Raw genomic sequence first — 23,445 nt, 5'->3', positions numbered from 1 at the left:
AATATATTGATCTTCACCCCTGAGGATAGCGGAATGGGCGATGCTCAGGTGGCCACCCGATTTCTTCCCGCCTTCTTGGCACGGTAGAGCGCCTGATCCGCCGCCTTCAGAACGGCCTCGGGCGTGGTGAGGGCTTCGTTTGCAGAGGCCACGCCGATGCTGATGGTGACGCTCACGCTGTCTCGTCCGCGCGCATCTCGCCCGCGACGGGCCTTGCCGGCCTTCTTGCGGTTCGGTCGGTCTGCAGCGCGAAGCTTCATACGGTAGTCGGCGATGTTCTCGCGCACCGCTTCCAGGTGATCCATGACCTGTTCACGGTCGCGCCCGGAGAACACGATGGTGAATTCCTCGCCGCCATAGCGATAAGGCTTGCCGCCGCCGCCAACGCGGCGCAACTGACCTGCTACGAGACGAAGCACCTGATCGCCCACGTCGTGGCCGTGGCGGTCGTTGAACTGCTTGAAGTGGTCCACGTCCAGCATGGCCAGGGTGTATCGACGCCCGAGACTGTCCAGTTTCTGATTCAGCGCACGTCGGGCGGGCAGGCGTGTCAGGTCATCACGGTAGGCAATCTGATGGGTATGGAGCACCAAACCCATAGCCAGGATCAGACCACCCGCCGCGAGGTAGGTCTCCGGCGCCGCGGGGAAGCCCACCCGCATTGCCGTGAGCAGAGCACAAACGGTTGCGGTGAACAGGGTGGCGTCGAGGATTTCAAGGCGGCGCAGTGCGAGCCCGAGCTGAATCACGAGTGCGGCGGCGAATGCCACCACTGCCGCATCCGTCATGCCGGGTAACTGTAGCAACGCCGGCAGAAATGGTTGACTGATCCAGAGCAGCCAGTCGGTTCGTTCGCCGTGCACGACCAGCACCACCGCAGCCAACTGCAAACCAATCCAGCCCAACCGTGTGACGCCGTGCACGTTATAGAGGCCGCGCTCCCTGAGCAGGCAGAACAGCGTCAGGTTCAGCGGCAGCAGCAGCGTGTAGGCACTGAACAGAGCCGCACTGACAAAGGGCGAATGGGCCAGGCTGATGGCCTCGAGAACCGCCAGTGCCCCCATCGCCAGGGTAATGCCGGCGAAGGCCAGGCGTCCCTGATGCATGGCGGCGGCGAGCCCCGTTGCAAGCAGAGCGGCGAGCATCGGTGCGGTGTCCAGTAGGGGATACCAGGCTGGCGGCAATGCCGACAGCCAGTCGATGCTCAGATGGGCCAGCAGCAACAGGCCGATGGGCACCGCAAGCAGGCGCAGTCGCGGTGTCAGCCCGTTGAACAGGGCCTGGATTGTGGATGAGGTCGACATCTGAAAGCCCGGGAAGTCTGTGCGATCGGCGTCGGCATCTTACTGAACTTGACCGTCACTGTCCCCCGCAGCCAGCCCGGAGCAGTCTGATACAATTCCAGCACACATAATCATGCCGAAATGAGGAAACCAGGCAGATGACCAGAATGATCGGATTTTCCCGGGCCCGCTTGCTGGCCGCCGCCGCAGGTTGCGCGCTGACCGCGTCAGCTGCCCTGGCGGTTGCCGATGAGCACGACGAGGCGTTGTATTCCCTGGGCGCGCTGATGGGAGAGCAGTTGCAGGAACTCGATCTGTCCGACGCTGAGCGTGAGCGGGTTGTGAGTGGCTTCCGTGACAGCCTCGGAGGGAGCGATCTCGAAGTGAACCCCGAAGAGCACATGGATGCCCTGAATGCCTTCGTGATGGAGCGCCGCAGCCAGGGGCTGGAGCGCAGCCGCGCCGACCAGCAAGCCTTTATCGAGCAGTTCGTTGCAGAGGAAGGCGGAACGCTCACGGAGTCCGGCCTGGCCTATCGCATCATTGATGAGGGCGACGAACAGCGTCCGGCGGCCAGCGACACCGTTGAGGTGCACTACGAAGGGCGGTTGATCAACGGCGAGGTGTTCGACTCATCCAGGCAGCGTGGCGACACGGCGGTCTTCCCGCTGGATCGTGTCATTCCCGGCTGGACCGAGGGCTTGCAGCTTATCGGTCGCGGCGGACGCATCGAGTTGGTCATCCCATCGGACCTGGCCTACGGGGATCGTGGCTCACCGCCTGCAATCCCTGGTGGCGCGACGCTGGTTTTCGATGTGGAACTGATCGACATCGAGTAACCGCCTGACAGCCTCAGGGCAGGGGTATGTCCTGCACCTGCTGCGGCACGTGGTAGCCCCGCTGTACGGCGGGGCGTGCCGCGATGCTGCGATACCAGCGCAACACGTTGGGGTAGGCGATGATATCCACGCTCTGCCATTCGTAGCGTGAGATCCAGGGCCAGATCGCCATGTCCGCGATACTGTAGTCGTCCACCACGTATTCACGGCCCTCCAGACGACGGTCCAGGACGCCGTAGAGGCGATTGGCCTCCTTGGTGTAGCGCTCCTCCGCATAAGGCGCCTTGCCCGGATTGAAGCGGATGAAGTGATGGGCCTGGCCGAGCATCGGGCCAATGCCTCCCATCTGCCACATCAGCCATTCAATCACCCGATACCGGCCTTCGGCGTCCACTGGCATGAACTTGCCAGTCTTTTCTGCCAGATAAAGCATGATTGCGCCGGACTCCATCAGCGTCATGCCTGTGTCGTTGTCGACGATGGCAGGGATCCTGTTGTTGGGGCTGATGCGCAGGAAATCGGGTTCGAATTGCTGATCCCTGGTGATGTCGACGGCATGTGCCTGGTACGGCAGCCCGAGTTCTTCGAGCAGGATGGAGACCTTGCGGCCGTTGGGGGTATTCCACGTCCAAAGATCAATCATGACAAGGTCCTGTTCTATCGCGATGGGACTGCGCCGCTGCAATCAATGGCGGCTCTGTATGGTGGCCGCCTCGACACGGCTTTGCTCGTAATTCCGGGCGGCGGCGGCGACGTTGCCGCTTTCCCCGGTTGTCAGCCAGCGCCGAATCCGCGCTGCATCGCCGAGCGGCGTGCGCGTGCCGAATGAGTCAAGCATGATGAAGGCTGTCTCGCGGCCATCCACGTCGGCCACCATCACAAGGCAGCGGCCGGCCTCAACCAGGTAACCCGTCTTGCTCAGGGTCACGTTCCAGTTCGCGTTGGCGATGAGTGGGTTGGTGTTGCCGTAGCCCAGAGCGTAGCGCGGCCGGGTGAACTGCGCCGAGTAGCTGCCTGATGTGCTGTGGGCGCGGAGGATCGGGTGCTGGTGGGCTGCCTTAGCCAGCAGGGCAAGATCGCGGGCGGTGGAGACATTGTCCGGTGACAGGCCGCTGGCATCGACGAAGCGGGTGTCCTGCATGCCCAGGGTTCGGGCCTTGTCGTTCATGGCCTTGATGAAGCCGTCCCGCCCGCCGGGATAATTCACCGACAGCACGTGAGCAGCCAGGTTTTCAGATGACATCAGCATGATGCGCATCAGCGCACCGCGATCCAACTCGGAATCAATGCGAATGCGGGAGTAGGCGTTCTTGTCGGTTTCGTAATCCCGAGGAACGATCCGCAGACGTTCGCCCAGGTCCTGCTCGGCCTCCACGATCACCAGGGCGGTCATGAGCTTGGTCAGGGAAGCAATGGGCCGCTGCCAGTCTCCCCGTTTATCCACCACTATTTCCCCGCTCTCGATATCCATGGCCACCGCGCTGACCGAGGCCAGTGCAGGGGCCCCGGGTTGCGGGTTACCGGGGTTTCCGGTTGCCGGTGCCGTTGTGGCAGCCATCAACAGTAACGTTAGCAGTAGCAGCAAAATGCGTTTGGTCATGGCGCTTTGATAATGCCTCGGCAGCGGCTCGTCAAGTCTCATGACGGCGCCCGGCCGCCGTGCCAAGGTGACCCGGGCAGGGTATGCTTGCCCCGGTCGTGCATACATCGGGGGTCTGGTGAGTGATTCGAACGATGCCGGCGTACGCCTGTCGGGGCTCGCTTTTGCGCTCTCGGCGTATGTCGTGTGGGGGCTGTTTCCGCTTTATTTCAAGATGCTGGATCACGTCGCGCCGCTGGAGGTCCTGGCATACCGCATTGTCTGGACGGTACCGCTGGTCGCCCTGGTGCTGTTCCTGCGGACCCAGTGGGCGCCGGTACGTGATGCCTTGCGGGACCCCGCACAGCTCATGCTGCTTGGCACCAGTGCGGTATTGATTGCCGTCAATTGGGGCGTCTACATCTGGGCCGTGACCAATGACCGCGTGCTGGAAGCAAGCCTGGGCTACTTCATGACCCCGCTGGTTTCCGTCGCCCTCGGCATCGTGCTGTTTTCCGAGCGGCTGCGCCCGTTGCAATGGCTGGCCATCGGCCTGGCGGCTGCCGGCGTGCTGCAACTCCTGGTGCGCGAGGGTGTGCTGCCCTGGGTGGGGTTGGCGGTGGCTTTCAGCTTTGGCCTCTACGGTGGCCTGCGAAAGCGTGCCGCAGTGGAATCGGCCGCAGGCTTGTTCATTGAAACCCTGCTGCTCATGCCCCTGGCTCTGCTCTGGATCACCTGGCTGGTGGCAACCCAGAGCGGCTCGTTCATGGTTGTCGATCTGCAGACCGACATGCTGCTTATCGGTGCTGGCGTTGCCACGGCTGTGCCGCTGATCTTCTACGTGGCGGCGGCCAGGCGTTTGCGACTTTCCACTCTCGGCGTCCTGTTCTACCTGACGCCCACCATACAATTCGGGCTGGGCACCTGGCTTTATGGCGAGCCCCTGACCGCAGCAAGGCTCGCCACATTCGTACTCATCTGGATCGGCCTTGCCATCCACTTTGGGGAGGGGCGGTTTCACGAGCGCCGCGTGCGCCGCGCCGCTGGTCTGGAGGCGTCTCCCTAGTCCGTCGGTTGGAGCGTGATGGTTGACGTCCCCTCCGTGGCCAGGGGTACCTCACGCACCCGCGGTCCGGGCTCGGCAATGATCTGCAATGCCGCGCCCGTGCCAGTGTCTGCTCCGAAGCGCAGTTCCAGTTCCCTCTGGTCGACACGCAGCACCATGATCCCGGCTGTCGGCAGTTGTGCGTCGTTTTCGTGCAGCAGTGGGTGCTCTGCCCGGGTTCTGAGGTACACGCGTTTGTCTCCAAGCGTGACCGCTGCCTTGATATGTGTCCCCTGTCGCTCCGCGGGCGTGAGTTCTGCATGTCCCGGTTCGTCTGCCTGCCCGAGTACATCGAATGACCCGGAAGCGCCGTCCCGGCTTGCCGCAGCGAGGGCGTCAATGACCGGCAGCAGGGCTTCCGCCCGGTCGAGATCTCCTTCCAGCGTGCGTAAGGGGTCATCCATGGACAAGGCCACCAGCCCCTGGTCGGCGAAGGACAGGTGCACGGGCTTCCAGGGCGGTTCCAGGATGGCGGTCAGGGTGTAGTAGGTGCGCCCCGGATCCCAGCCCGCCACCTCTATGGACCAATAGCCCGCCGATGGAAAATCGAATATGCAGACGTCGGGCCGGGTTCCCGAACGGAAGGACTCGCAGTACTCCCGTCGCCTCGGTCCCTGGATATACAGATCGGCGTCCTGGCTCAGGTTGTGGAGTTCCACGATGAGTTGTTCGGTGTTCGGCGGCACTTCGGCGACATAGCCCTTCCAGTGATCCTGCAGCACGCTGGCGCTGATGCTGGCGATACTCGGTGGTGGGCTCTTCTTGTGCGAGCGCCCGCCATCGTTGCAGGCCGTCAGGGCCACCATGGCGATCAGGCTGAGTCCAACCAGTTGCATCCCGAATGTGTTGTTCATCATCAGTACTCCGCCGCAAGCGTCATGCGTCACCCCTGGCAGTTGCGTTAAGCTCTATCGCCAATGACGCGACCGGCCTGCCAGTTGGTTGAGGGCCTGAGTCTGCCGCCGTCAAACCGAACATGAGCTGAATAGCGAGGTAACTGCGGTCATGCCGTCCTTCGACGTGGTATCAGAAATCGACATGCACGAGGTGAATAACGCTGTAGACCAGGCGAGTCGGGAGGTTTCAACGCGTTTCGACTTCAAGGGCAAGAAGGCGGAATACGCCGTTGACGAGCAGGGCGTGATCACCATGACCAGCGAGTCGGAGTTTCAACTCCAGCAGATGCTCGACATCCTCTACGCCAAGCTCGTCAAGCGTGGGGTGGATATCGCCTGCGTGGAACTGGGCAAGGTGGCCATGGTGGGTAGGGATGCCCACCAGACCGTCACCCTGCGCCACGGGATAGACAGTGATCTGGCCCGCAGGATCGTCAAGCTCATCAAGGAGGCCAAACTGAAGAAGGTGCAGGCGGCAATCCAGGGCGATCAGGTACGTGTGACCGGCAAGAAGCGCGACGATCTGCAGGCTGCCATCGCGTTGCTGCGGGAGAGTGAGATCGATCTCCCTCTGCAATACAAGAATTTCCGCGACTGAAGCAGTGTCTCCCTAGCCGTCGTCGTCCGCGGGTATCTCCCGGGGCCGACGATCACTGTCGATAGCGACATAGGTAAAGATGCCTTCCGTCACCTTGATGCGGGTCGCGCGGTAGGCATCACGGATCACCCAGGCCTGGATCCGGATGGTCATGGACGTGCGGCCCGTTTTCAGCAGCTCCGCGTAGCAGCAGACCACGTCGCCGACGAAAACCGGCAGGTGGAATGTCATGGTTTCCACCGCCACAGTGGCAACCCGCGACCCGGCGCGCTGCTTGGCCAGCAGGCCGCCGGCGATGTCCATCTGCGATAGCAGCCAGCCGCCGAATATGTCGCCGGAGGGGTTCGTGTCCGCGGGCATGGCAAGTGTGCGAAGTACGAGCTCGCCGGCGGGTGCGTCCTGTTCAATGGTCAAGGCTGGCCTCCAGTCATGGTTCCATCCTGAAGTATATGCCCTCCGGCCGTGGCGCGGCGAAGTCCGGCAACTTTGGCGACCCTTTGTTGTCTTTGGCCTGTACCTAAAACAAGGATTTTGTCCATGCAATTCTCCCTCGCTTGCGCTTCCCGCATTCGCGATCTCGTCAGATTGATGATCCTGGGCGGGTGTCTGCTTGCACTGCCCATGACGACTGCGGGAGAGGAGCGGGTCGACGCCGATGCCTTGATGGACCAAGTCGCCGAGCGTGCCCGGAGCATGGCCGCAGAGCCCCACCGCCAGGCCTCCAACACCCTGCCGGGCGTGCTGCGGGACTTGAACTACGATCAGTACCGGTCGATTCGTTTCAATTCGGAGAGCGCGGTCTGGCGTGACGAGTCCCTGTTCGAAGTTCAGCTGTTCCACCCCGGATTCCTCTATACCCGTCCGGTACGCATTCATGTGGTAGAGGATGGCCAGATCGAGGAGCTGGCATTCAGCCCTGAGCTGTTCCGCTATGAGGGTCCGGCGGCGCATCTTGAGGGACGAATTCCGGAGGACACCGGATTCGCGGGCTTTCGCGTGCATTACCCGCTAAACCGGGCCGAGTACGCCGATGAGTTCCTGGTCTTCCTGGGGGCATCCTATTTCCGGGTGGTGGGGCGCGATCAGGGCTACGGTCTTTCCGGGCGTGGGCTGGCCATCGATACCGCGAGTTCCAATGGCGAGGAATTTCCAGAGTTCCGCGAGTTCTGGCTGATTCAGCCGGAGGCTGACGCCAGCCGCCTCACGGTCATTGCGTTAATGGACAGTCCATCCCTTACCGGCGCCTATCGCTTCGAAGTCATACCTGGCCGCGATGTCGTCATGGAGGTGGATGCCCGCCTGTTTGCACGCAGTGACGTCCGCAAGCTGGGCGTGGCACCGCTTACCAGCATGTTTGCCTATGGTGAGACCACCGTTCGACTGCCCGATGACTTTCGGCCACGCGTGCATGATTCTGATGGCTTGCTGGCCAGAACCGCCCGGGATGAATGGATCTGGCGCCCACTCAGCAACCCCAGGCGCCTGCGCATTACCTCGTTGCAGGATTCCGAACCGCGGGGTTTCGGACTGTTCCAGCGTAATCGCGATTTCGATGCCTACCTGGATATGGAGGCCCGCTACGAGCGACGGCCCAGCAAGTGGGTGGAGCCCCTGGATGGTGATTGGGGTAGTGGTGGTGTCGAACTGGTGGAAATCCCCACGCCCTCGGAGGTCAACGACAATATCGTTGCCTATTGGGTGCCGGATGCCACGTTCCGCGCCGGGCAGGAGCGTCATTTCCGATACCGGGTCTCTACGCTGACGGATCGTCACAACGATCAGCGCGTGGCAAGAGTTGTGCGCATGCGCCAGGGTTGGGGCGCCGTGCCGGGGCAGGAGAATCCGCCGCCGCGCAGCGTGCGACACTTCAGCGTGGATTTCAGTGGCGGTGAACTGGAGGGACTGGACATCAGTCAGCCCGTCGAGGCCGAACTCACCAGCAGCACTGGCGAGGTGCGCAACCTCATGGTTCAGCGTCTGCCTGATGGCAACACATGGCGCGCATCTTTCCGTTTGCAGCCCGATGGCGAGCGCCCCGCCGACTTCCGCCTGCACCTGTCATTGCGCGACCGCAGGCTGACCGAGACCTGGTCTTATGTCTGGTATCCGGACGAACTCCGCTAGCGGCCTCTGGGCCGACATCGGAAAAACCGCCAGGCTGGGGGACTACCCCCTGGCCAGACTGCGGCGTGCCCTGTTCATATGCCTGGTGTTGGCCACCTCCGGTTACGGTGCCGCAACTCTGTACGTCATTCTGCGTGGCAACGGCATGAGTGGCCTGCAGCTGGTCGCGCTGGGATTGTTCACCCTGGTATTCACGTGGATCGCCCTGGCCTTCTGGACGGCTCTGGCCGGCTTCGTACTGAATCTGTTGCGGCGCGATCCCTTGACCCTGGGGCGGGCGGTTGGGAAGAGGGAGGCGGATACGGAGATCCGTGGCCGAACTGTGCTCGCGATGCCCGTGTACAACGAGGATTCCAAACGGTTCGTGGCGGGACTGGAGTCGACCTGCCTGTCGTTGTTGGAGACTGGGTCGGCGGAGAGCTTCGAAGTCTTCGTACTCAGTGACACCACCGATGATGCCATTGCCGAGCAGGAACGGCATGCCGTGGCCGCATTGCAGGGGAGGCTGGCCGATCGCCTGCCGGTGCACTACCGGCGTCGCGATGACAACATCGGACGCAAGGCGGGCAACGTTGCCGAATTCTGCACGCGCTGGGGTGGCAGGTACGACTACATGGTTATCCTTGATGCCGACAGCGTCATGGAAGGGCGTACCCTGGTTGCGATGGCCCAAACCATGGACCGAGACTCGCGCCTCGGCTTGCTCCAGACGGTTCCCATCCCGGTTCGCCAACGGACGGCTTTCGGCCGTTTCCTCCAGTTTGCCGCAGCGCTCTACAGCCCCATGCTGGGAGCCGGACAGGCTTTCTGGCAACTGGATTCGGCCAATTTCTGGGGGCACAACGCGATCATCCGGGTTCGTGCCTTCATGGAGCATTGCGGGCTGCCGGTGCTGCCGGGGCGGCCACCCCTCGGTGGAGAAATCCTCAGTCACGACTTTGTCGAGGCTTCCCTGCTGCGACGAGCCGGCTGGGAGGTGCGCCTGGACGCGAATCTTGGCGGCAGTTTCGAGGAGATGCCCAGCAACCTGCTCGACTACGCAAAGCGTGACCGCCGCTGGACCCAGGGAAACCTGCAGCATCTCCGGCTACTGTTTTCCCCGGGCCTTCATGCCTTGAGCAGGCTGCACTTCGTGTTCGGTGCCTTTGCCTATCTTGCCTCGGTCACCTGGCTGGCGCTGCTGCTGGTCAGTACCGCTGACGCCGCCTTCCGTGCCCGGGAGGAACCGGTCTTCTTTGGTATCTCGTATCAGTTGTATCCGAACTGGCCGGTGGCACATCCTGATCTGATCATCAGCCTTCTGCTGGTAACCGGCGGCCTGCTGCTCATGCCCCGCGCCATGGGCGTTATCCTTGCGCTCATCCAGCGCCGACGGCTTTTCGGCAGTGGCTCAAGACTCTCGCTCAGCGCGGCGCTGGAGTGTCTGTTCTCGGTGCTGATCGCACCCATCATGATGCTCTTTCACACCAGGTTCGTCCTTGGGGTGCTCACCGGCTACAACGTCGTGTGGGGCAGTCAAGCAAGGGCCGGGCGTCGAGTTCCCTGGGTTGAAGCATTGCGCCATACGCTGCCGGCGACGCTGTTCGGCGTGGCCTGGGCGGGTCTGACCTATCTCCTCGCGCCGGACTTCCTCGTCTGGTTGCTGCTGGTCTGGATCGGCCTGCTGCTCGCCGCGCCTATCGTGCGTTGGAGCAGCAGCCTTGCCCTGGGAGCACGCTTGCGCAACCGCGGCCTGCTGCTGACGCCCAGCGAGGTCGAGGGTGATGGCGTATTGCGCACGCTGGAGACCTTGCTGGATCGATCCGTTGACCCCGCAGTGGAAGGAAAACGGCCCCGGCTGCTCCCCCCGCCCACCGAAATTCCCGGAGAGATGCCCATCCAACGGCTCTAGGTGGGCATGGCCGGGTCGTCAAGCGCCGCGCATCGGGATACACTGGGGCCATCGACAAGGGTGGGCGTGATGTGGCTTCGTGCCCCCGGATGGAGCAGACATGAGCTACAGCATGCCCGCAACGGAAGCCTTGACGTCGTTTTTCGTTTTCCAACCGGCGCGTTCCCTTGAACAGAGGGAACGCGTTTTTCGTTTGCGCTATGAAGTGTACTGCCGCGAATTCGGCTACGAGCGCGAGGAGGATTGCCCTGGCGGACGGGAGACGGACGCGTACGATCCGGCAGCGGAACATTGCTTACTGCGCCATCGGGAAACCGGCATACCCGCTGGCTGCGTCAGGTTGGTTTCGCCGGATGATCCGTTCACTGAGGGCGCGTTGGCCCTTCCCGTCGAGCGAGCCTGCCGGGGCAATCTGGCGCATCCCCGATTTCACCCGGAACGTCTGCCCCGCGATGAAATCTGCGAAATCTCCCGCCTCGCCGTCCTGTCCGCCTTCCGACGCCGCCGAGGTGAGGAAAAGACACCGTTTGGTGATCCGGAAGGTCTGGTTTTCTCGATGGAGGAAATCCGCGCGTTTCCGCTGTTGGCGGTTGGTCTCTTTCTGGCGGCGACGGCCATGGTGGGGCTCACCGGGCGGCATCATGTGTTTGCCATGATGGAGCCCAGGCTGGCACGCCTGCTGGCGCGCTCGGGACTCGCTTTTGATCAGGTTGGTGAGGTCATCGAGTATCACGGTCAACGTGCGCCGTTTTATATCGATCAGCGGGTTGCCGAACGGACCATGCTGAAGCCGCTGCGGGAGCTGTATGGGCGGATACAGGCCGATCTCGGCGCAGAAGACAATCAGTGGGCCAAGCGCAGTGCCTGATCTGCATGGGGCATAGGGAGAGGCGAGTAAGGCCAGCCGGCAAGCCAGCTACTGGTTTTCGGCGCCGTTACACCAGTGTTCAATCCTGTCGCGGGCCAGATCCTTCGCGGCCAGCCATCGCGCGTCGTCGGTCGCGACGTCTTCCACCTCTTTCAACTGGACCAGTGCTCCCTGAAAATCGCGACAGCGGATCCGCCTGACGCGATCGGAGTTGCCGGGTGCCGCCTGCCGACGAACTTCGCGTCCTTGCATGCGGATGCGCTCGGAATCGACCCCTGCAGGTGGACGTTCATCACTGAAATGGACACGGCCCTGGGCATCCGTCCAGCGGTATACCGTTGTGGCCTCCAGGGGAGCCGCGAGCAGAAACACGATGACCAGGGTGGACAGACGAATCATGACTTGCTCTTGAACGGCCTTATCAGCGGCTTGTTGCGTCGGAGTATATTGCCGAACAGTGATCGACTCTGTGAAGAGTGCACGGTGGACCGGTTTAGGGAAGCGCTGAAGTATTCACACCGTCGCGTTACACACAGATTTTTCGTGATGTTAGGCGCGGCGCGCAACGTCGTGGTGGTTCCACGGCCAAGCGACAACAATCAGGAAGGGTTAGAACATCAGACGATCCCTACCCATACTCCGCGCTGACGATCGCCCCATGACCGGCGTGTTGCTCATGGCTGGGGGCGTCAGCCTGCTCCCGCTGATGGACGGCGTCGCCAAGCACCTGGTGACAGACTTTCCCGTGTTTCAGGTGGTTTGGGCGCGCTTTACCTTTCATCTGCTGTGGATGCTTCCGGTGCTGTGGCTACTGGGTTTGAAGTTGCGGGACCTGTGGCCCACGCGACCCGGCGTCCAACTGATCCGCAGCGGTTTCCTGTTGGGCGCGACGGTGAGCTTCTTCGCGGCCATCCGTTACATGCCCATCGCGGACGCCCTGGCCTTGTTGTTCATCTCGCCCATGGTGTGCACCTTGCTATCGCCGCTGGCCCTGGGCGAGCGGATCGGGCCTGTCCGCTGGCTTGCCGTTGTGGCCGGTTTCGTTGGCGCGTTGATCGTGGTGCGCCCCGGCTTCGGCGTTTTCCACTGGGCGTCGTTGCTGGCGCTTTCCGCAGGTGTCTTTCATGGCTGCTATCTGTTGACCACACGGGTGCTTTCCGGCAGCAGTCCGCCGTCCCTGACGCTGGCCTACACTGCGGTGGTCGGGATGGTGGCCATGAGCCTGTTGATGCCGGCGGGTATCTGGGTGGCGCCGGGGGCTGGCGACTGGGCGTTGATGATCCTCATGGGATTGCTGGGTGCCTGCGGACACTACCTGATCATCAAGTCATTCGAGCGGGCAGCGGCGCCGGTCGTGGCACCCGTGGGTTACGTCGAAATACTCAGTGCCACCGCCGTGGGGTACTGGTTCTTCAGCGACTTTCCCGATGCATGGACCTGGTTTGGCATCGCCATCATCGTACTCGGCGGTGTGCTGATTACCCTGCATGACGGTACGAGAAGGGCGCGACCACCGCCGCCGGATGGTGGCTCCGGGGGTGCGGTAATATGACTGGCTGCTGATCCACGTCAAGGCGTAGCCGTGCCGGTGGGCCTAGGCTGACCGATCATCGAAGCGCGATTTGTCACTATCAGGCAGGAGTCATGGCGATGTCAGCGGACAAGATTGGAGTGGTGTTGGTGCCGGTAGACGGTTCAGAGGGCGCGGAACACGCTGTGCGGCATGCCTGCGCCGTTGCTGCGGCCGTTGGTGCGCCGGTACGCCTGCTGTTTGCGTTCCCCAGGGATGCCATCGAAATGTTCGGGACACCCGCCGAGGTGCCCACGGCGGAACAACTCAAGTATCTTTCTGAGGATGCGTTTGCAGCCTTGCGCGACGAGACCGCGGGCAAGGTATTCGGCCATGCACGGCGGGTGATTGCGGATTGCGGGGCAAGTGCCGAGGAGGTCCTGCTAGCCGGTACGCCGGCGCGGGCCATCCTCGAGCATGCCGGTCAGTGCGATCATCCTCTGATCGTCGTTGGGCGCCGTGGGCTGTCGCGATTCAGCGAGCTACTGCTGGGCAGTGTGAGTCAGCGGCTTGTGCACGAGGCGTCCTGCCCCGTTACCGTAGTGCGCTGAATATCACTATGTAGAGGACGCCATTCCATCCCAGAATGGTCCATCCGACGCGTGTCTCCAGGGTACGTCTGTCCATGCCGGACAGGCCTGCCTTTTCCAGGTAGTGCTGAATGAAGCCACCGCGATAGCCGGCTTCGCCCGCGGCCTGTCGAAACCGGTTCTCGAGCGGTGTGAGCGGGCATGTCCAACCCACCAGATTGATGCCGCCCGCCCAGATGACGGCGGGCGCATGCAGCAGGATCAGTGCCGGGAACCACACCAGCAGGATGCCACCGAACATGGCGAAAAGGACGAACAGCCCGTGGAACCACTTGATGCTGTCAGCCCAGAAACCCGGCGTGAACATGGTTTGCATCTTCTCCACTCATCTCTCCAGTTTCGTGATTCACACAGTGGACTGCAACCTGCCGCGCTTTGGGGCCAGCGGCCATAAAGCGCATACTGCGTGGTGACTGATCGGAGGAGGCGACGGCGATGTTCGAGCACGGAGTGGTGGCAGTGGATCTGGCCGAGGACTGGGCCGTGCTCAAGACCCGGCTTCTGCGCTTGCAGCGCCTTGGGACGCGTCGTTTGACACTGGTGCATGTGGTGAGCCCCGGATTTCCCGTGGCGGCGGAGCGGGCCCACCGGCACGAGCAGCAGCAAAAGCTTCATGCCGCCGAAGAGGAAGTTCGCGCTCTGGGCTTCGAGGTGGAGTCGCGACTGCTGGTCGGGGAGTTGGCATTGCAGCTGGATAGCGCCATGGAAGAAGCGGGTGCTGGCTATCTCGTTGCCGGAGCCAGGGCTCATGGCCCCATCCGTGAACTGGTCATGGGCAATGCGGTTCTGGATCTCGCCAGGAACGCGGCCAGGGCCGTCTGGCTGGAGCCGCTCTCAGCAGAGCAGGTGACCACCGGCGGCGGCGGGGTGTTGTTGGCGACGGACGGGTCTGAGGCCGCGCAGGCTGCGGAATCGATAGCCGGGGAACTGATCAAGGCTTTTGGGAACGGTGTGGCGGTCTGGGTCAAGCCGAAGCAGTGGTTGCCGGGAGAATCCGTCACCGAACCGTCAGACTTGCATACCCACCTACAGGAACTGAGTGCGCGGCATCCGCCCCTGCGCCATCAGGTAAGCGAGGGCGATCCGGCGCGGGAAATACAGCGGATCGCGATGCAGCAAAGCAGTGACGTCATCGTCCTGGGCAAGCGAGGTCGCAACCCGGTTACCAGCCTGCTCATGGGTCGCACGGCAGAGCGGATCTGTCGTCACGCCCCGACTGCGATCCTGCTGGTACCCGGTCAGGCGTCGGGATAGCGTTGCCGGCGAATTTCCGTCCAGTCAGTTTCAGGCTGAGCAAGGCCATGCTGCCCGGCGTAGCTTGAGCCGGTGAACGACGGCCAGTCCCGCAATAATCCGTCGGCGAGACTATATACCTCTACCGCCAGGGGTCGACAGACGCGAAGGGGGTCCTCCGCGTCTGGCCCCCAGAGTGGCACGGAGAGGTCGCCCCCCGGGCAGGCCGACAATGCGCAAAGCAAATCCATCTCCGCAAAGAATTCGAGATAGTCTCCAGCCTTCGCAGGACAGGCTTTCATGAAGTACTTGTCGTCGACGGTGAGACCCGTGCACTGGAAGACGTTCAGCACGTCGTGAACATCCCGCTCGTCCAGGCCATGGGGCAGCACGGCACGCACCAGGTTGGAATGGCAGTGAAAGTCGAAATCCTCGCCGGTCAGGAGGTTGTTGACGTAGGGGTCGCACCGGGTGCCCAGCAGGTCATGCACGCGGCCACCATCTTCGTCCACGCCGTAATCGGCAAGGCTGTCAGCCGTAATCGTGGCCATGGGTCGCAAATAGGGCAGGGTAGACCAGAGGCGGTCATGCACACTCACATGGGCACTCTGCAATTGCCGTGTGCGTGAGGCCCAGAAACGTTCCCGCGGGTTGTGCAGGTTCCAGAGGTTGAGGTCTCCCACCTGGGGGCCTTCCGGCGCGATGATGCGGAAAACGTGCCCGGCCGGCACCTTCCAGGCGCGGCCGGAGCGAATGGGAACGTCAATCCTGTCTACCAGAGTGCGTCCAGTCTCTGCCTGGACACGGCGGTAAAAATCCGTATCCATGGCCAGGACTGATCCCGGCCCGGCCCGATATGCTGCCTCAACTCCGTTAGCCATGGCCTTACCCTCCCTGGGTCAGTCGGCAGGTTCCATCCGATACAGTGCGCCATCGGACTCATCGCTGAGGACATAGATATGCCCGTCGGGTGCCTGGCGCACGTCGCGTATCCGGCCAACCTTGCCGTGCAGCAGCTCTTCTGCGTGAACAACATGATTGTCTTCGATGGTCAGGCGCAGGATGCGCTGCGCCCGCAGCCCGCCCGCCAGCAGATTGCCTTCCCAGGCAGGGAAAGCATCTCCATTGACGACAGCGAGGCCGGATGGTGCCAGCGTTGGCAGGAACTCGAACACCGGGTCCACCATGCCATCCATGCGCCTTGCCTCGGCATCGGGGAAGTCGTCTTCGGTGCGATAATCGCGGCCGAGCGTTACCGTGGGCCAGCCATAGTTGCCGCCGGCTTCGATGAGATTCAGTTCATCGCCGCCGCGCGGGCCGTGTTCGGTCACCCAGACCTGCAGGCTATCGGGATGCACAATCATGCCCTGGATGTTGCGGTGGCCGTAGCTGAAGATTTCCGGCGCATGTTCTTCACTATCGACGAACGGATTGTTGTCCGGCACGTCGCCATCGGTAGTGAGTCGTACGATGCTGCCGGAGTGATCCATCGGGTCCTGCGCCCTGGGTGGCTCTGCACCACGATCGCCGATGGTCATGAGCAGCGTTCCGTCTTCCAGGAATACAATGCGGGAGCCGTAGTGTCGTCCCGGGCTGGTGGGCGTGTTGGATTCGAACAGTTCTTCCATGTCTACCAGGCTGTCGCCGTCAATTCGGGCACGAGCGAGGGCTGGAACGGTGGAGTCCGAGTCGCCCTTGGAGTAGGTGAAGTAGATCCAGCCGTTGTCGTCATAGTCGGGATGCGGCACCACATCCAGTAATCCGCCCTGACCCTGTACTGCGATGGAAGGCAGCCCATCCAGCTCGGTTTTATTTCCGTTTTCAATCAAGTACAACGCCCCTGCGCGCTCGGTGACGAGTACACGACCATCCGGTAGAAAGCCGACAGCCCAGCCGTGGCTGATGCCGTCAGCTACACGAACCAGGTTGAAGCTCTCATATTCGCTGCCGATATCGGCTTCGACAGTTTCCGCCGATGCTGTGGTAGACAGGCCGATTGCTGGCAACAGAGCCGCTGCCAGCAGCAGGGATCGACTTGGTTTCATCATGGGGAATGCCTCCTTCGGGTTCGGGTCGTTCCACCAGGAGCCTTGGCCACCACCTGGGAATTCAGCCATGCAGCTGCCGAGCCGGCGGGCGGCGCAGCTTTCGGTACGACCGCTTCGTCAATTCGGGTAGTCTGGCCTACGAGCGCCTGACCTACCATGCCCCGGGGATACATTGAACCAGTCCAGGGCCGGCGATACGTCAGGGTTAGGAAGGGCCGACCGCAGAAAGTTCCCAATCCGACGTCGTCCCGGTGACGACGTCGTGTCATACAAGGACCCCAAGACCATGGGACAGTTTCCGCAGGAATTCTTTCGACTGGTTGATGGTGAAGTGCTGATATCGCCAGCGCAGGCGAGCCGCTTTGCAAAAGATGTAGCTGGCGACTGGAACCCCATCCACGACGAGGGCGCCAAGCGCTTCTGTGTGCCGGGAGATCTGTTGTTTGCCATCGTGCTGTCGCGCTACGGGCTTTCGCCTGGCATGCAATTCACCTTCACCGGCATGGTTGGCGAAAACCAGCCGCTCATTCTTCCGGAGGCGCCGGACTCGGTGATCGAGGTCAAGGATGGTAATGGCAAGGTCTATATGCGGGTTGAGCGTCAGGGCACACCGGTGAATGATCCCGCCATCGTGGAAGGGTTTGTGCGGCGCTATGTTGCCTTTTCAGGCCGTAACTTCCCGCATTACCTGAAGCCGTTGATGGCTGAGCATGGGGTGATGTTCAATCCCGATCGCCCCATGGTCATCTATGACAGCATGGGCTTTGAACTGGACCTGTCCGATGCCGACCATCTGGACCTTGAATTCGCGCATGCCGAACTGGATGTGCGAGGCCGCCGCGGCAGCGCGCGGCTGGATTTCAGCGTCAGCGCTGCCGGTCAGCCACTGGGTGCGGGCAGCAAGACTCTCACCATCAGCGGTTTACAGCCTTATGACGAGGAGCGCCTGCAAGCCTTCATTGCCGATTTCACGCAACGAATCGAGGCCTACAGGCGCACTCGCTAACCGGGTGAGGCCGTCGGTTACAATCGACGGGCATCGAACATGGCCGCCTCGGAGATGGCGTGCCAATCGGAGACCTTGTCGAAAAACTCGGTGAACGACCTGTGAATTCGACGTGTCAGCTCTCCCTTGTCGGCCTGCTCGGCAATGATCTCCGTACTTGTTTGCTTGAAGGCCCGCATCACGTCATCGGGGAAGGCCAGGACCTCCACATCCGGTTCACGTCGAATCTGCTGCAAGGCGTCGGCATTGAGCGCCGTGAACTCGGCGAGCATGTCGTAGTTTGCCAGGCGGCAGGCATAGAGAACGGCACGGCGCAGATGGCTTGAGAGGCTGTTCAGAGCCTCTGCATTGACGAAGCACTCGATGCAGGTGCCGGGCTCCTGCCAGCCGGGGTAGTACATGTATGGTGCGGCCTTGTGCAGGCCAAAATTGACGTCGTTGTAAGGGCCCACCCACTCGGTGGCGTCGAGTTCGCCACTGCGCAGGGCACTGAACAGTTCACCGCCCGGCAGGTTGGTGGGGATACCACCATGGCGTCGCATGACTTCCTGGGCAAAGCCCGGCAAGCGCATCCGCAACCCGTCGATATCGGCAATGGAGTCGATGCGGCGAGTGAACCAGCCGCCCAGTTGTACCCCGGTATTGCCCCCGGCAGTCGGTACAAGTCCTCTCTGGGCATACAGTTCCTGCCAGAGTTCCATGCCGCCGCCGTAATACAGCCAGGCGTTCATCTCCTGGCCGTTGAAACCGAACGGAACAGCGCCGAAGAACGAAGCGCCTTCCAACTGGTCCTGCCAGTAATAGGCGGCGCCGTGGCCCATTTCCGCAGTGCCCTCGGACACTGTGTCGAGGATATCGAATGGGGCGGCGATTTCGCCGGCCCCAAACACCCGCACACGGATCTGCCCGTCGGTGAGTTCCTCCACCAGACGGGCCAGATGCTCGGCCCCGGTGCCCAGGCCGGGAAAGCCCTTCGGCCAGGTGGTGACCATGCGCCATTCTATGGTGCGGCGAGTGGGCTGCGTCTGCGTGGTTGTGGTCGCTGCGGGCTCCGGAGCCTGGGACTGGGTGTCGTTGCAGCCGCTCAGCAGCGGAAGGCTCACGGCGGCGCCACCAGCCAGCGCCGCACCGGTACCAATCTTCTTTACGAATTGTCTTCTCTTCATGATCCGAATCCTTGATCGCGGGGCCTACCCAAGCAGGGGGCAGGCGCTCTGGGACAATGGGGGGAAAGCTGCGTCGGCGGGGATCTCCTCGATGACATCGAGGTAGTCACCAATGCCTTGCGATTCGCGCGCGGTTTTCACGCGGACGCGATACTTGGGGTGCATCAGACGCCCGTCAGGGCGAATCTCCCCACCACGACCGAAGAAGTCGTTGACCGGTGTCTCCCGCATGCGTCCGATCACGCGCTCGGGGTTGTCGGTGCGCACGGCATCTGCTGCCTGCAGATAACTTCGCACGGAGGAGTAGACGGCTGCATGGACGGCGCTGGGAAAGGTGCCAGCACGATTCCAGAATCGCTGCGCAAAGGCCCGTGTCTGGTCGTCGTGGTCCCAGTAGAACGGGACAGTGAATTCCAGACCTGTGGTCACATACAAGCCAAGCGCCTGCACGTCGTGGACTGACATATTGATGATTGCCACACCCTTGTCGGAGCGGTTCAACCCCCGCTCGTACATCTGGCGTAGCATATTGGTGAGGTCTTCGCCGGCGGTTGCTACGGCAATGGCTTCGCCTTCACCGTTCTCCGCGGCGATGAGGGCCTCCGTGAGATCCAGCGCGCCGAAAGGGTAGCGCACCACGTCGGTGACGAAGCCGCCGGAGGCGTGAATACGGCGGGTAAGGTCATCCCGAAAACCGTCTCCTACATCTCCTTCCGGGGTGAGAATGGTCCACAAATGCCAGCTATTGCTGAAAATCTGGCTGGATATGACCGATCCAAGGGAGTAGGTGTCGTAACCCCAGTGGACTGCGTTGGGGGAGCAGGCCTCTCCCGTGAGCGCTGAAGTCAGGCTGCCGCTGTGCAGCGCTGCTATTCCGAGTTCGTCGGCCAGAGTTTGCAGAGGCAGCGAGACATCCGTTCCGCCGAGTTCCGCGATGACCGAGATCGGTCGCTGCGCATGCAGCGTGCGGACGGCCTCGGCTGCGATCGTCGGGTCATTTCGGTGGTCGACAGTGGATAAGTGGATCGGGGTGCGCCCGATGCGTCCGCCCACGTCTTCAATGGCAAGATCCGCCGCGACTGTTGCACCGGTGCCGGCAACGTCGGAAAAGGAGCCGCCGATATCCGTCACCACCGCAATGTGAATCTCGTTATTGCTGAAAGCCAGCGTCGTGCCGGGTGTGGCGAGTATCGCGCACAGTCCCAACCCGACAGCTATTCCCACCCTCCTGAACATGCAACCCCCTCCCTGTTCGTCAATTCTGCTGTCTATTCCGCGCCCGGACGTGGAGCCAGACCCGATCAGCCAGTAAAAGGACTCCGCCGGGGGTTGTCTGGGGAGTGAGTCACACTTCCGGTGATTTACTGCAGAATCAGAACGAGCAGACCCGCGATGGGCGCGAGAATGGCGCTGGCTGCCAGCCGTCTCCAGGCAAAGCCCCATCCCATGAGCGGAATCTCGAAGGCAAGTACGCGGTGAAAGGCCAGCACGGACCAGGCCGTGATCAATGCGACCATCTGCGGCGTGCCGACGCCGGCACTGAATAGCACCAGTGCCAGGGGGAAGGCCACCAGCGGACCACCGGGGAGTACCGCTCCCAGCAATGACGCGAGAAGCACACCAGCCACCCCCGAGGCATCGCCAAGCAGAAGCAGCAGCCAGCCTTCAGGGATCAGGGCGGCCAGAAAGCTGCCGGCGAGTAGTGCGGCGGGCAGCCGGATCAACAGCGGCCTTAGCTGTGACAGGCCACGCAGTGCAATGTCCCGATGGCTGACTTCGCTTGTGCGGTGGGCAATCAACGCGACCGCAGCCAGCATGGACACGACGGAAAGATAGGCGATAAGCATCAATCGTCACGCAGGGTGGGTAATAGGCTCGCCGTAATCAGTCCGGCGATGATGGGCAAGGGCAGTGAAACCAGGACGCGTATCAGCGTGAACTCGATACCGAAGAACGCGATTTCCCACACCAGGACCCGCTGCAGGCCGATGGCGCCCCAGGCGGTGACGTAGGTCACGCAGACCGCAAGGCTTGCCCCGGCACGATACAGGCCCACCACCAGCGGGAAGGCCGCAAACGGGCCGCCGGGCGTGACGGCTCCGGCCAGTGTCGCCAACAGCAGTCCGCGCAGGCCACTGTCCTGGCCGATCCACCGGCGGGCGATGGACGGAGGGACCAGCGCCTGCACGTAGGCACCCATCAGCACTGCCATCAGCACGATGGGGCCGATGGCAAGCATGAGCACCAATGCCCCGCGTGCGGCTTCGGCCAGGTGGTCGCCACCATGCAAAAACCAGAGCAGCAGGCCAGAAGCAACGGCCAGGGCCATGAAAAAGAGCGTGATGCCATCGACGAGAGGGACGGGGGCAGGTGACTGCTTCATCGGTGCATGATACGACGGCCGGGTCGAGTCGTGCCATGCGGCATATGACTATCGCACGATGGGCGGTCGCGCCGGCGAGACCCATCACTGGAGCACACTCTGTTCCGACGTCGGTCGGTAATTGATCCCTCGCGCAAGCACGGTACACTCCTGCGCTGTCGCCCCACCTGCAATGGCACGCTTGCCAGCGTATCGCTGACTTCCTGCGTCAGCTGACCGGCTGGCGTGCGCTGCGCGCGTCCCCGGGGTGGGCGTCTCTTTGACGGAGGTCGGGTGTTCGACTTGCTGGAACTGGTCATGCCGCCGGGGCTGCCTGGCTGGGTTGTGTTGGTCCTGGTCCTGGCCAGCGCGCTGACCGCTTTCGTCACCACCTCCCTGGGTATCGGTGGCGGTGTTCTGTTGATGGCTATCATGACGCTGTTCATGCCCGCGGCCGTTGTCATTCCCGTACATGGCGTGATTCAACTGGGCTCCAATGCCGGCCGCATGGCGCTTGCCTGGCAACGGATCCGCTGGCCGGTGCTGGCAGCCTTCACCGTGGGTAGCGTGCTCGGGGTTGCCCTGGGTGCGCAGGTTCTGGTGGAACTCCGACCGGGATGGATGGAACTCATTCTCGGCGTATTCATCGTGTGGGCCTGTCTTGGCCCCATGCCGCGGGTATCCCAGGGGTCGCGCTACAAGGTCGGCCTTGGTGGAGCGGTTACCAGCGCACTCACACTTTTTGTGGGCGCCACCGGACCCATGGTGGCAGCGCTTATTCGGGCCATGGGTCTCGATAGACGGGACCATGTCAGTACTTTCGCCGCCTGCATGGTGGTCCAGCATGGCCTGAAGATCGTTGTGTTCGGCGCTGTGGGGTTCGCATTCGGCCCCTATGCCGGCCTCATGGTGGCCATGATACTGTTCGGTGTCCTGGGTACGTGGATCGGTGGCCTTGTGCTCGAGCGCATGCATGATCGCCTGTTTCACAGGCTGCTGACAGTGGTTCTGCTGCTGCTGGCGGGACGGCTGATCTACGTCGGCTTGCGTGATCTCTCGGCGGCTGCCTGAGCCGTGGCCGCCATGGGACAATGACACGATGATCGACAACCCATTCGACTTTAATGGCGATTTCAGGCCGGGTGTGGCGGCGGGCCGACATGGTGAAGGGCTCTGGTTCCTTTTCTCCGGTACGCGGTTGCTTGTGGAGCAGGGGTCGCATGGTGTGTCCGTGCTGCGACGGCCGCCGCCCGGCACGCAGATGCCGGGTTACGAGTCACATTTTCTCGGCACCCTTGGCGGCATGCCCTGTTTTGCTGCGGAGGCCGTCCCCGATCTGCAGCCATCGGGCGCTTTGGAATGCGTCGGGCTGCGGGGGCTTTATGGTCGGGTGGACCATGACCTTTTCCTGTTGGCCGGGCGGGCCTTCCAGATCCTGCAGTGGGATCGCAGTCATCGTTACTGCGGCGCATGCGGCGAGCCCACGCAACGCCACGCCGAACAGCGTGCCCGGATCTGCCAACGTTGCAATACCGCCCAGTACCCACGACTCACGCCGGCGATGATGGCGTTGGTCACAAGAGGTTCCGAGCTGCTACTTGCACGGTCACCGCGGTTCCCCGAGGGGATGTACAGCGCACTGGCCGGGTTCGTTGAACCGGGTGAGAGCCTGGAAGCCTGCGTCCATCGGGAAGTGCAAGAAGAAGTTGGTATCCAGGTATGCAACCTGCGCTACTTTGCTTCTCAATCCTGGCCATTCCCGCATTCCCTGATGGTGGCCTACGTTGCTGACTATGCGGACGGTGAGATTCGTGTCGATGACGATGAAATCGTTGATGCGGCCTGGTTTTCGCCCGCAAAGCTGCCGGCGATACCGGGTGAGCTGAGTATTGCCGGCCACCTGATAAGAGCGGTTGCACGGCAACTCGCTAAGCGCTGAGTGGCTACTCCCGTGAGGAGTCGTGTGCACCGGGGGACATTTCCCAGAACTGATAGCGACCGTTTTCCCGGCCACGTCGCCACCAGACCTTCTTGACGCTCGCGCACTCGAGCCGTGATGGGTTTTCCGGCGGGTTCAGGAGGGATTCGTGCAGATGGCGATCCTGGCGGGTACGAATCCGGGCGATGGTCCCGGCCGTGCCTTCGTCCTCGGATTTCACATAATGGGTGACGTGAAAGCCCAGCAACTGCGGTTCGCCGGTGAGGTTGACAAGATAGTTCTCACCGCGAATGACGACTCGGAACAAGGGCATCATGACCTCCTGTCATGCCGGACGCTATCGGCAAC

The 23,445-nt window shown here is 62.3% G+C and carries 26 protein-coding genes; 12 read left to right on the top strand and 14 right to left on the bottom strand.

The genetic code is table 11. The annotated features are described in order from the left end of the window. Nucleotides 1-44: 44 nt before the first annotated feature. Nucleotides 45-1,304, bottom strand: a complete 1,260-nt coding sequence (locus tag J2T57_RS15465) for a GGDEF domain-containing protein (RefSeq protein ID WP_253480392.1) — start codon at nucleotides 1,302-1,304, stop codon at nucleotides 45-47. A gap of 137 nt (nucleotides 1,305-1,441) precedes the next feature. Between J2T57_RS15465 and J2T57_RS15460 the strand changes: the two genes are divergently transcribed. Continuing rightward, nucleotides 1,442-2,122, top strand: a complete 681-nt coding sequence (locus tag J2T57_RS15460) for an FKBP-type peptidyl-prolyl cis-trans isomerase (protein ID WP_253480390.1) — start codon at nucleotides 1,442-1,444, stop codon at nucleotides 2,120-2,122. A 13-nt stretch (nucleotides 2,123-2,135) separates the two neighbouring features. Here the strand turns inward: J2T57_RS15460 and J2T57_RS15455 are convergent, their stop codons facing one another. Together J2T57_RS15455 and pbpG are read right to left on the bottom strand one after the other, a co-directional pair. After that, entirely contained in the window at nucleotides 2,136-2,765 is a 630-nt protein-coding gene (locus tag J2T57_RS15455; protein WP_253480388.1) for a glutathione S-transferase family protein, read from the bottom strand. Nucleotides 2,766-2,807: 42 nt separating this feature from the next. Beyond that, entirely contained in the window at nucleotides 2,808-3,722 is a 915-nt protein-coding gene (gene pbpG, locus J2T57_RS15450) for a D-alanyl-D-alanine endopeptidase (protein ID WP_253480386.1), read from the bottom strand. A gap of 118 nt (nucleotides 3,723-3,840) precedes the next feature. Here pbpG and rarD point away from each other — a divergent pair, with 118 nt between their 5' ends. Beyond that, complete coding sequence (gene rarD, locus J2T57_RS15445) at nucleotides 3,841-4,767, top strand: EamA family transporter RarD (protein ID WP_253480383.1); 927 nt, start codon at nucleotides 3,841-3,843, stop codon at nucleotides 4,765-4,767. On the opposite strand, the gene J2T57_RS15440 is transcribed toward rarD, so the two are convergent. Then, the gene (locus J2T57_RS15440; protein ID WP_253480381.1) at nucleotides 4,764-5,663 is read right to left on the bottom strand and encodes a hypothetical protein; all 900 of its coding nucleotides are present in this window, start codon (nucleotides 5,661-5,663) and stop codon (nucleotides 4,764-4,766) included. The two genes, rarD and J2T57_RS15440, sit on opposite strands and share 4 nt — an antisense overlap. A 148-nt stretch (nucleotides 5,664-5,811) precedes the next feature. Here J2T57_RS15440 and J2T57_RS15435 point away from each other — a divergent pair, with 148 nt between their 5' ends. After that, on the top strand, nucleotides 5,812-6,300 hold the full coding sequence (locus tag J2T57_RS15435; protein WP_253480379.1) for a YajQ family cyclic di-GMP-binding protein: 489 nt from the start codon (nucleotides 5,812-5,814) through the stop codon (nucleotides 6,298-6,300). Nucleotides 6,301-6,312: 12 nt separating this feature from the next. On the opposite strand, the gene yciA is transcribed toward J2T57_RS15435, so the two are convergent. Continuing rightward, nucleotides 6,313-6,714: an acyl-CoA thioester hydrolase YciA gene (yciA, locus tag J2T57_RS15430; protein WP_253480377.1), complete on the bottom strand. Its 402-nt coding sequence runs from the start codon at nucleotides 6,712-6,714 to the stop codon at nucleotides 6,313-6,315. A gap of 123 nt (nucleotides 6,715-6,837) precedes the next feature. Here yciA and J2T57_RS15425 point away from each other — a divergent pair, with 123 nt between their 5' ends. The 3 genes from J2T57_RS15425 (at nucleotide 6,838) to J2T57_RS15415 (ending at nucleotide 11,183) form a co-directional block, all read left to right on the top strand. Beyond that, a complete protein-coding gene (locus J2T57_RS15425) occupies nucleotides 6,838-8,424 on the top strand; it encodes an OpgD/OpgG family glucan biosynthesis protein (protein WP_253480375.1) in 1,587 nt (528 codons plus the stop codon). Further along, complete coding sequence (gene mdoH / locus J2T57_RS15420; protein ID WP_253480373.1) at nucleotides 8,396-10,315, top strand: glucans biosynthesis glucosyltransferase MdoH; 1,920 nt, start codon at nucleotides 8,396-8,398, stop codon at nucleotides 10,313-10,315. Before J2T57_RS15425 ends, mdoH begins: the two co-directional genes overlap by 29 nt. Nucleotides 10,316-10,415: 100 nt before the next feature. Beyond that, a complete protein-coding gene (locus J2T57_RS15415) occupies nucleotides 10,416-11,183 on the top strand; it encodes a PEP-CTERM/exosortase system-associated acyltransferase (protein ID WP_253480371.1) in 768 nt (255 codons plus the stop codon). A gap of 48 nt (nucleotides 11,184-11,231) precedes the next feature. Here J2T57_RS15415 and J2T57_RS15410 read toward each other — a convergent pair whose 3' ends face one another. After that, nucleotides 11,232-11,582 (bottom strand): DUF4124 domain-containing protein, encoded by a 351-nt coding sequence (locus J2T57_RS15410; RefSeq protein ID WP_253480369.1) that lies wholly within the window; start codon nucleotides 11,580-11,582, stop codon nucleotides 11,232-11,234. Between the two features lie 259 nt (nucleotides 11,583-11,841). On the opposite strand from J2T57_RS15410, the gene J2T57_RS15405 reads away from it, so the two are divergent. Further along, nucleotides 11,842-12,735 (top strand): DMT family transporter, encoded by an 894-nt coding sequence (locus tag J2T57_RS15405; RefSeq protein ID WP_253480367.1) that lies wholly within the window; start codon nucleotides 11,842-11,844, stop codon nucleotides 12,733-12,735. 98 nt (nucleotides 12,736-12,833) lie between these two features. Beyond that, nucleotides 12,834-13,304, top strand: a complete 471-nt coding sequence (locus J2T57_RS15400) for a universal stress protein (RefSeq protein ID WP_253480365.1) — start codon at nucleotides 12,834-12,836, stop codon at nucleotides 13,302-13,304. Here the strand turns inward: J2T57_RS15400 and J2T57_RS15395 are convergent. Then, nucleotides 13,288-13,659, bottom strand: coding sequence for a DUF2784 domain-containing protein (locus J2T57_RS15395; protein WP_253480593.1), 372 nt, complete (start codon nucleotides 13,657-13,659; stop codon nucleotides 13,288-13,290). The genes J2T57_RS15400 and J2T57_RS15395 overlap by 17 nt on opposite strands. 119 nt (nucleotides 13,660-13,778) lie before the next feature. On the opposite strand from J2T57_RS15395, the gene J2T57_RS15390 reads away from it, so the two are divergent. Then, nucleotides 13,779-14,597: a universal stress protein gene (locus tag J2T57_RS15390; RefSeq protein ID WP_253480363.1), complete on the top strand. Its 819-nt coding sequence runs from the start codon at nucleotides 13,779-13,781 to the stop codon at nucleotides 14,595-14,597. Here J2T57_RS15390 and J2T57_RS15385 read toward each other — a convergent pair. Then, nucleotides 14,582-15,457, bottom strand: coding sequence for an urea carboxylase-associated family protein (locus J2T57_RS15385; protein ID WP_253480361.1), 876 nt, complete (start codon nucleotides 15,455-15,457; stop codon nucleotides 14,582-14,584). The two genes, J2T57_RS15390 and J2T57_RS15385, sit on opposite strands and share 16 nt — an antisense overlap. Before the next feature lie 18 nt (nucleotides 15,458-15,475). After that, entirely contained in the window at nucleotides 15,476-16,621 is a 1,146-nt protein-coding gene (locus J2T57_RS15380) for a PQQ-dependent sugar dehydrogenase (RefSeq protein ID WP_253480590.1), read from the bottom strand. Between the two features lie 265 nt (nucleotides 16,622-16,886). Here J2T57_RS15380 and J2T57_RS15375 point away from each other — a divergent pair, with 265 nt between their 5' ends. After that, nucleotides 16,887-17,630 carry a DUF3581 family protein gene (locus tag J2T57_RS15375; RefSeq protein WP_253480359.1) on the top strand — a complete coding sequence of 248 codons (744 nt, stop codon included), beginning with the start codon at nucleotides 16,887-16,889 and terminating at the stop codon, nucleotides 17,628-17,630. A 17-nt stretch (nucleotides 17,631-17,647) separates the two neighbouring features. Here the strand turns inward: J2T57_RS15375 and J2T57_RS15370 are convergent, their stop codons facing one another. The 4 genes from J2T57_RS15370 to J2T57_RS15355 form a co-directional block, all read right to left on the bottom strand. Further along, on the bottom strand, nucleotides 17,648-18,796 hold the full coding sequence (locus J2T57_RS15370; RefSeq protein ID WP_253480357.1) for a TRAP transporter substrate-binding protein: 1,149 nt from the start codon (nucleotides 18,794-18,796) through the stop codon (nucleotides 17,648-17,650). 24 nt (nucleotides 18,797-18,820) lie between these two features. Next, nucleotides 18,821-20,032, bottom strand: coding sequence for an ABC transporter substrate-binding protein (locus J2T57_RS15365; protein WP_253480355.1), 1,212 nt, complete (start codon nucleotides 20,030-20,032; stop codon nucleotides 18,821-18,823). A 125-nt stretch (nucleotides 20,033-20,157) separates the two neighbouring features. Further along, the gene (locus J2T57_RS15360) at nucleotides 20,158-20,643 is read right to left on the bottom strand and encodes a hypothetical protein (RefSeq protein ID WP_253480353.1); all 486 of its coding nucleotides are present in this window, start codon (nucleotides 20,641-20,643) and stop codon (nucleotides 20,158-20,160) included. Next, nucleotides 20,643-21,179: a permease gene (locus J2T57_RS15355; RefSeq protein WP_253480351.1), complete on the bottom strand. Its 537-nt coding sequence runs from the start codon at nucleotides 21,177-21,179 to the stop codon at nucleotides 20,643-20,645. Before J2T57_RS15355 ends, J2T57_RS15360 begins: the two co-directional genes overlap by 1 nt. Before the next feature lie 273 nt (nucleotides 21,180-21,452). Here J2T57_RS15355 and J2T57_RS15350 point away from each other — a divergent pair, with 273 nt between their 5' ends. Both J2T57_RS15350 and nudC read left to right on the top strand, forming a co-directional pair. Continuing rightward, nucleotides 21,453-22,229: a sulfite exporter TauE/SafE family protein gene (locus J2T57_RS15350; protein WP_253480349.1), complete on the top strand. Its 777-nt coding sequence runs from the start codon at nucleotides 21,453-21,455 to the stop codon at nucleotides 22,227-22,229. A gap of 28 nt (nucleotides 22,230-22,257) precedes the next feature. Further along, a complete protein-coding gene (gene nudC / locus J2T57_RS15345; protein ID WP_253480347.1) occupies nucleotides 22,258-23,097 on the top strand; it encodes an NAD(+) diphosphatase in 840 nt (279 codons plus the stop codon). A gap of 4 nt (nucleotides 23,098-23,101) precedes the next feature. On the opposite strand, the gene J2T57_RS15340 is transcribed toward nudC, so the two are convergent. Continuing rightward, a complete protein-coding gene (locus tag J2T57_RS15340) occupies nucleotides 23,102-23,413 on the bottom strand; it encodes a hypothetical protein (protein ID WP_253480345.1) in 312 nt (103 codons plus the stop codon). Nucleotides 23,414-23,445: the final 32 nt, after the last annotated feature.

It is taken from the genome of Natronocella acetinitrilica (genome assembly GCF_024170285.1).
GTDB classification, from domain to species: domain Bacteria; phylum Pseudomonadota; class Gammaproteobacteria; order Nitrococcales; family Aquisalimonadaceae; genus Natronocella; species Natronocella acetinitrilica.
The sequence above is the reverse complement of the archived record's forward strand: the minus strand, read 5'-3'. Positions and strand labels throughout refer to the sequence as shown.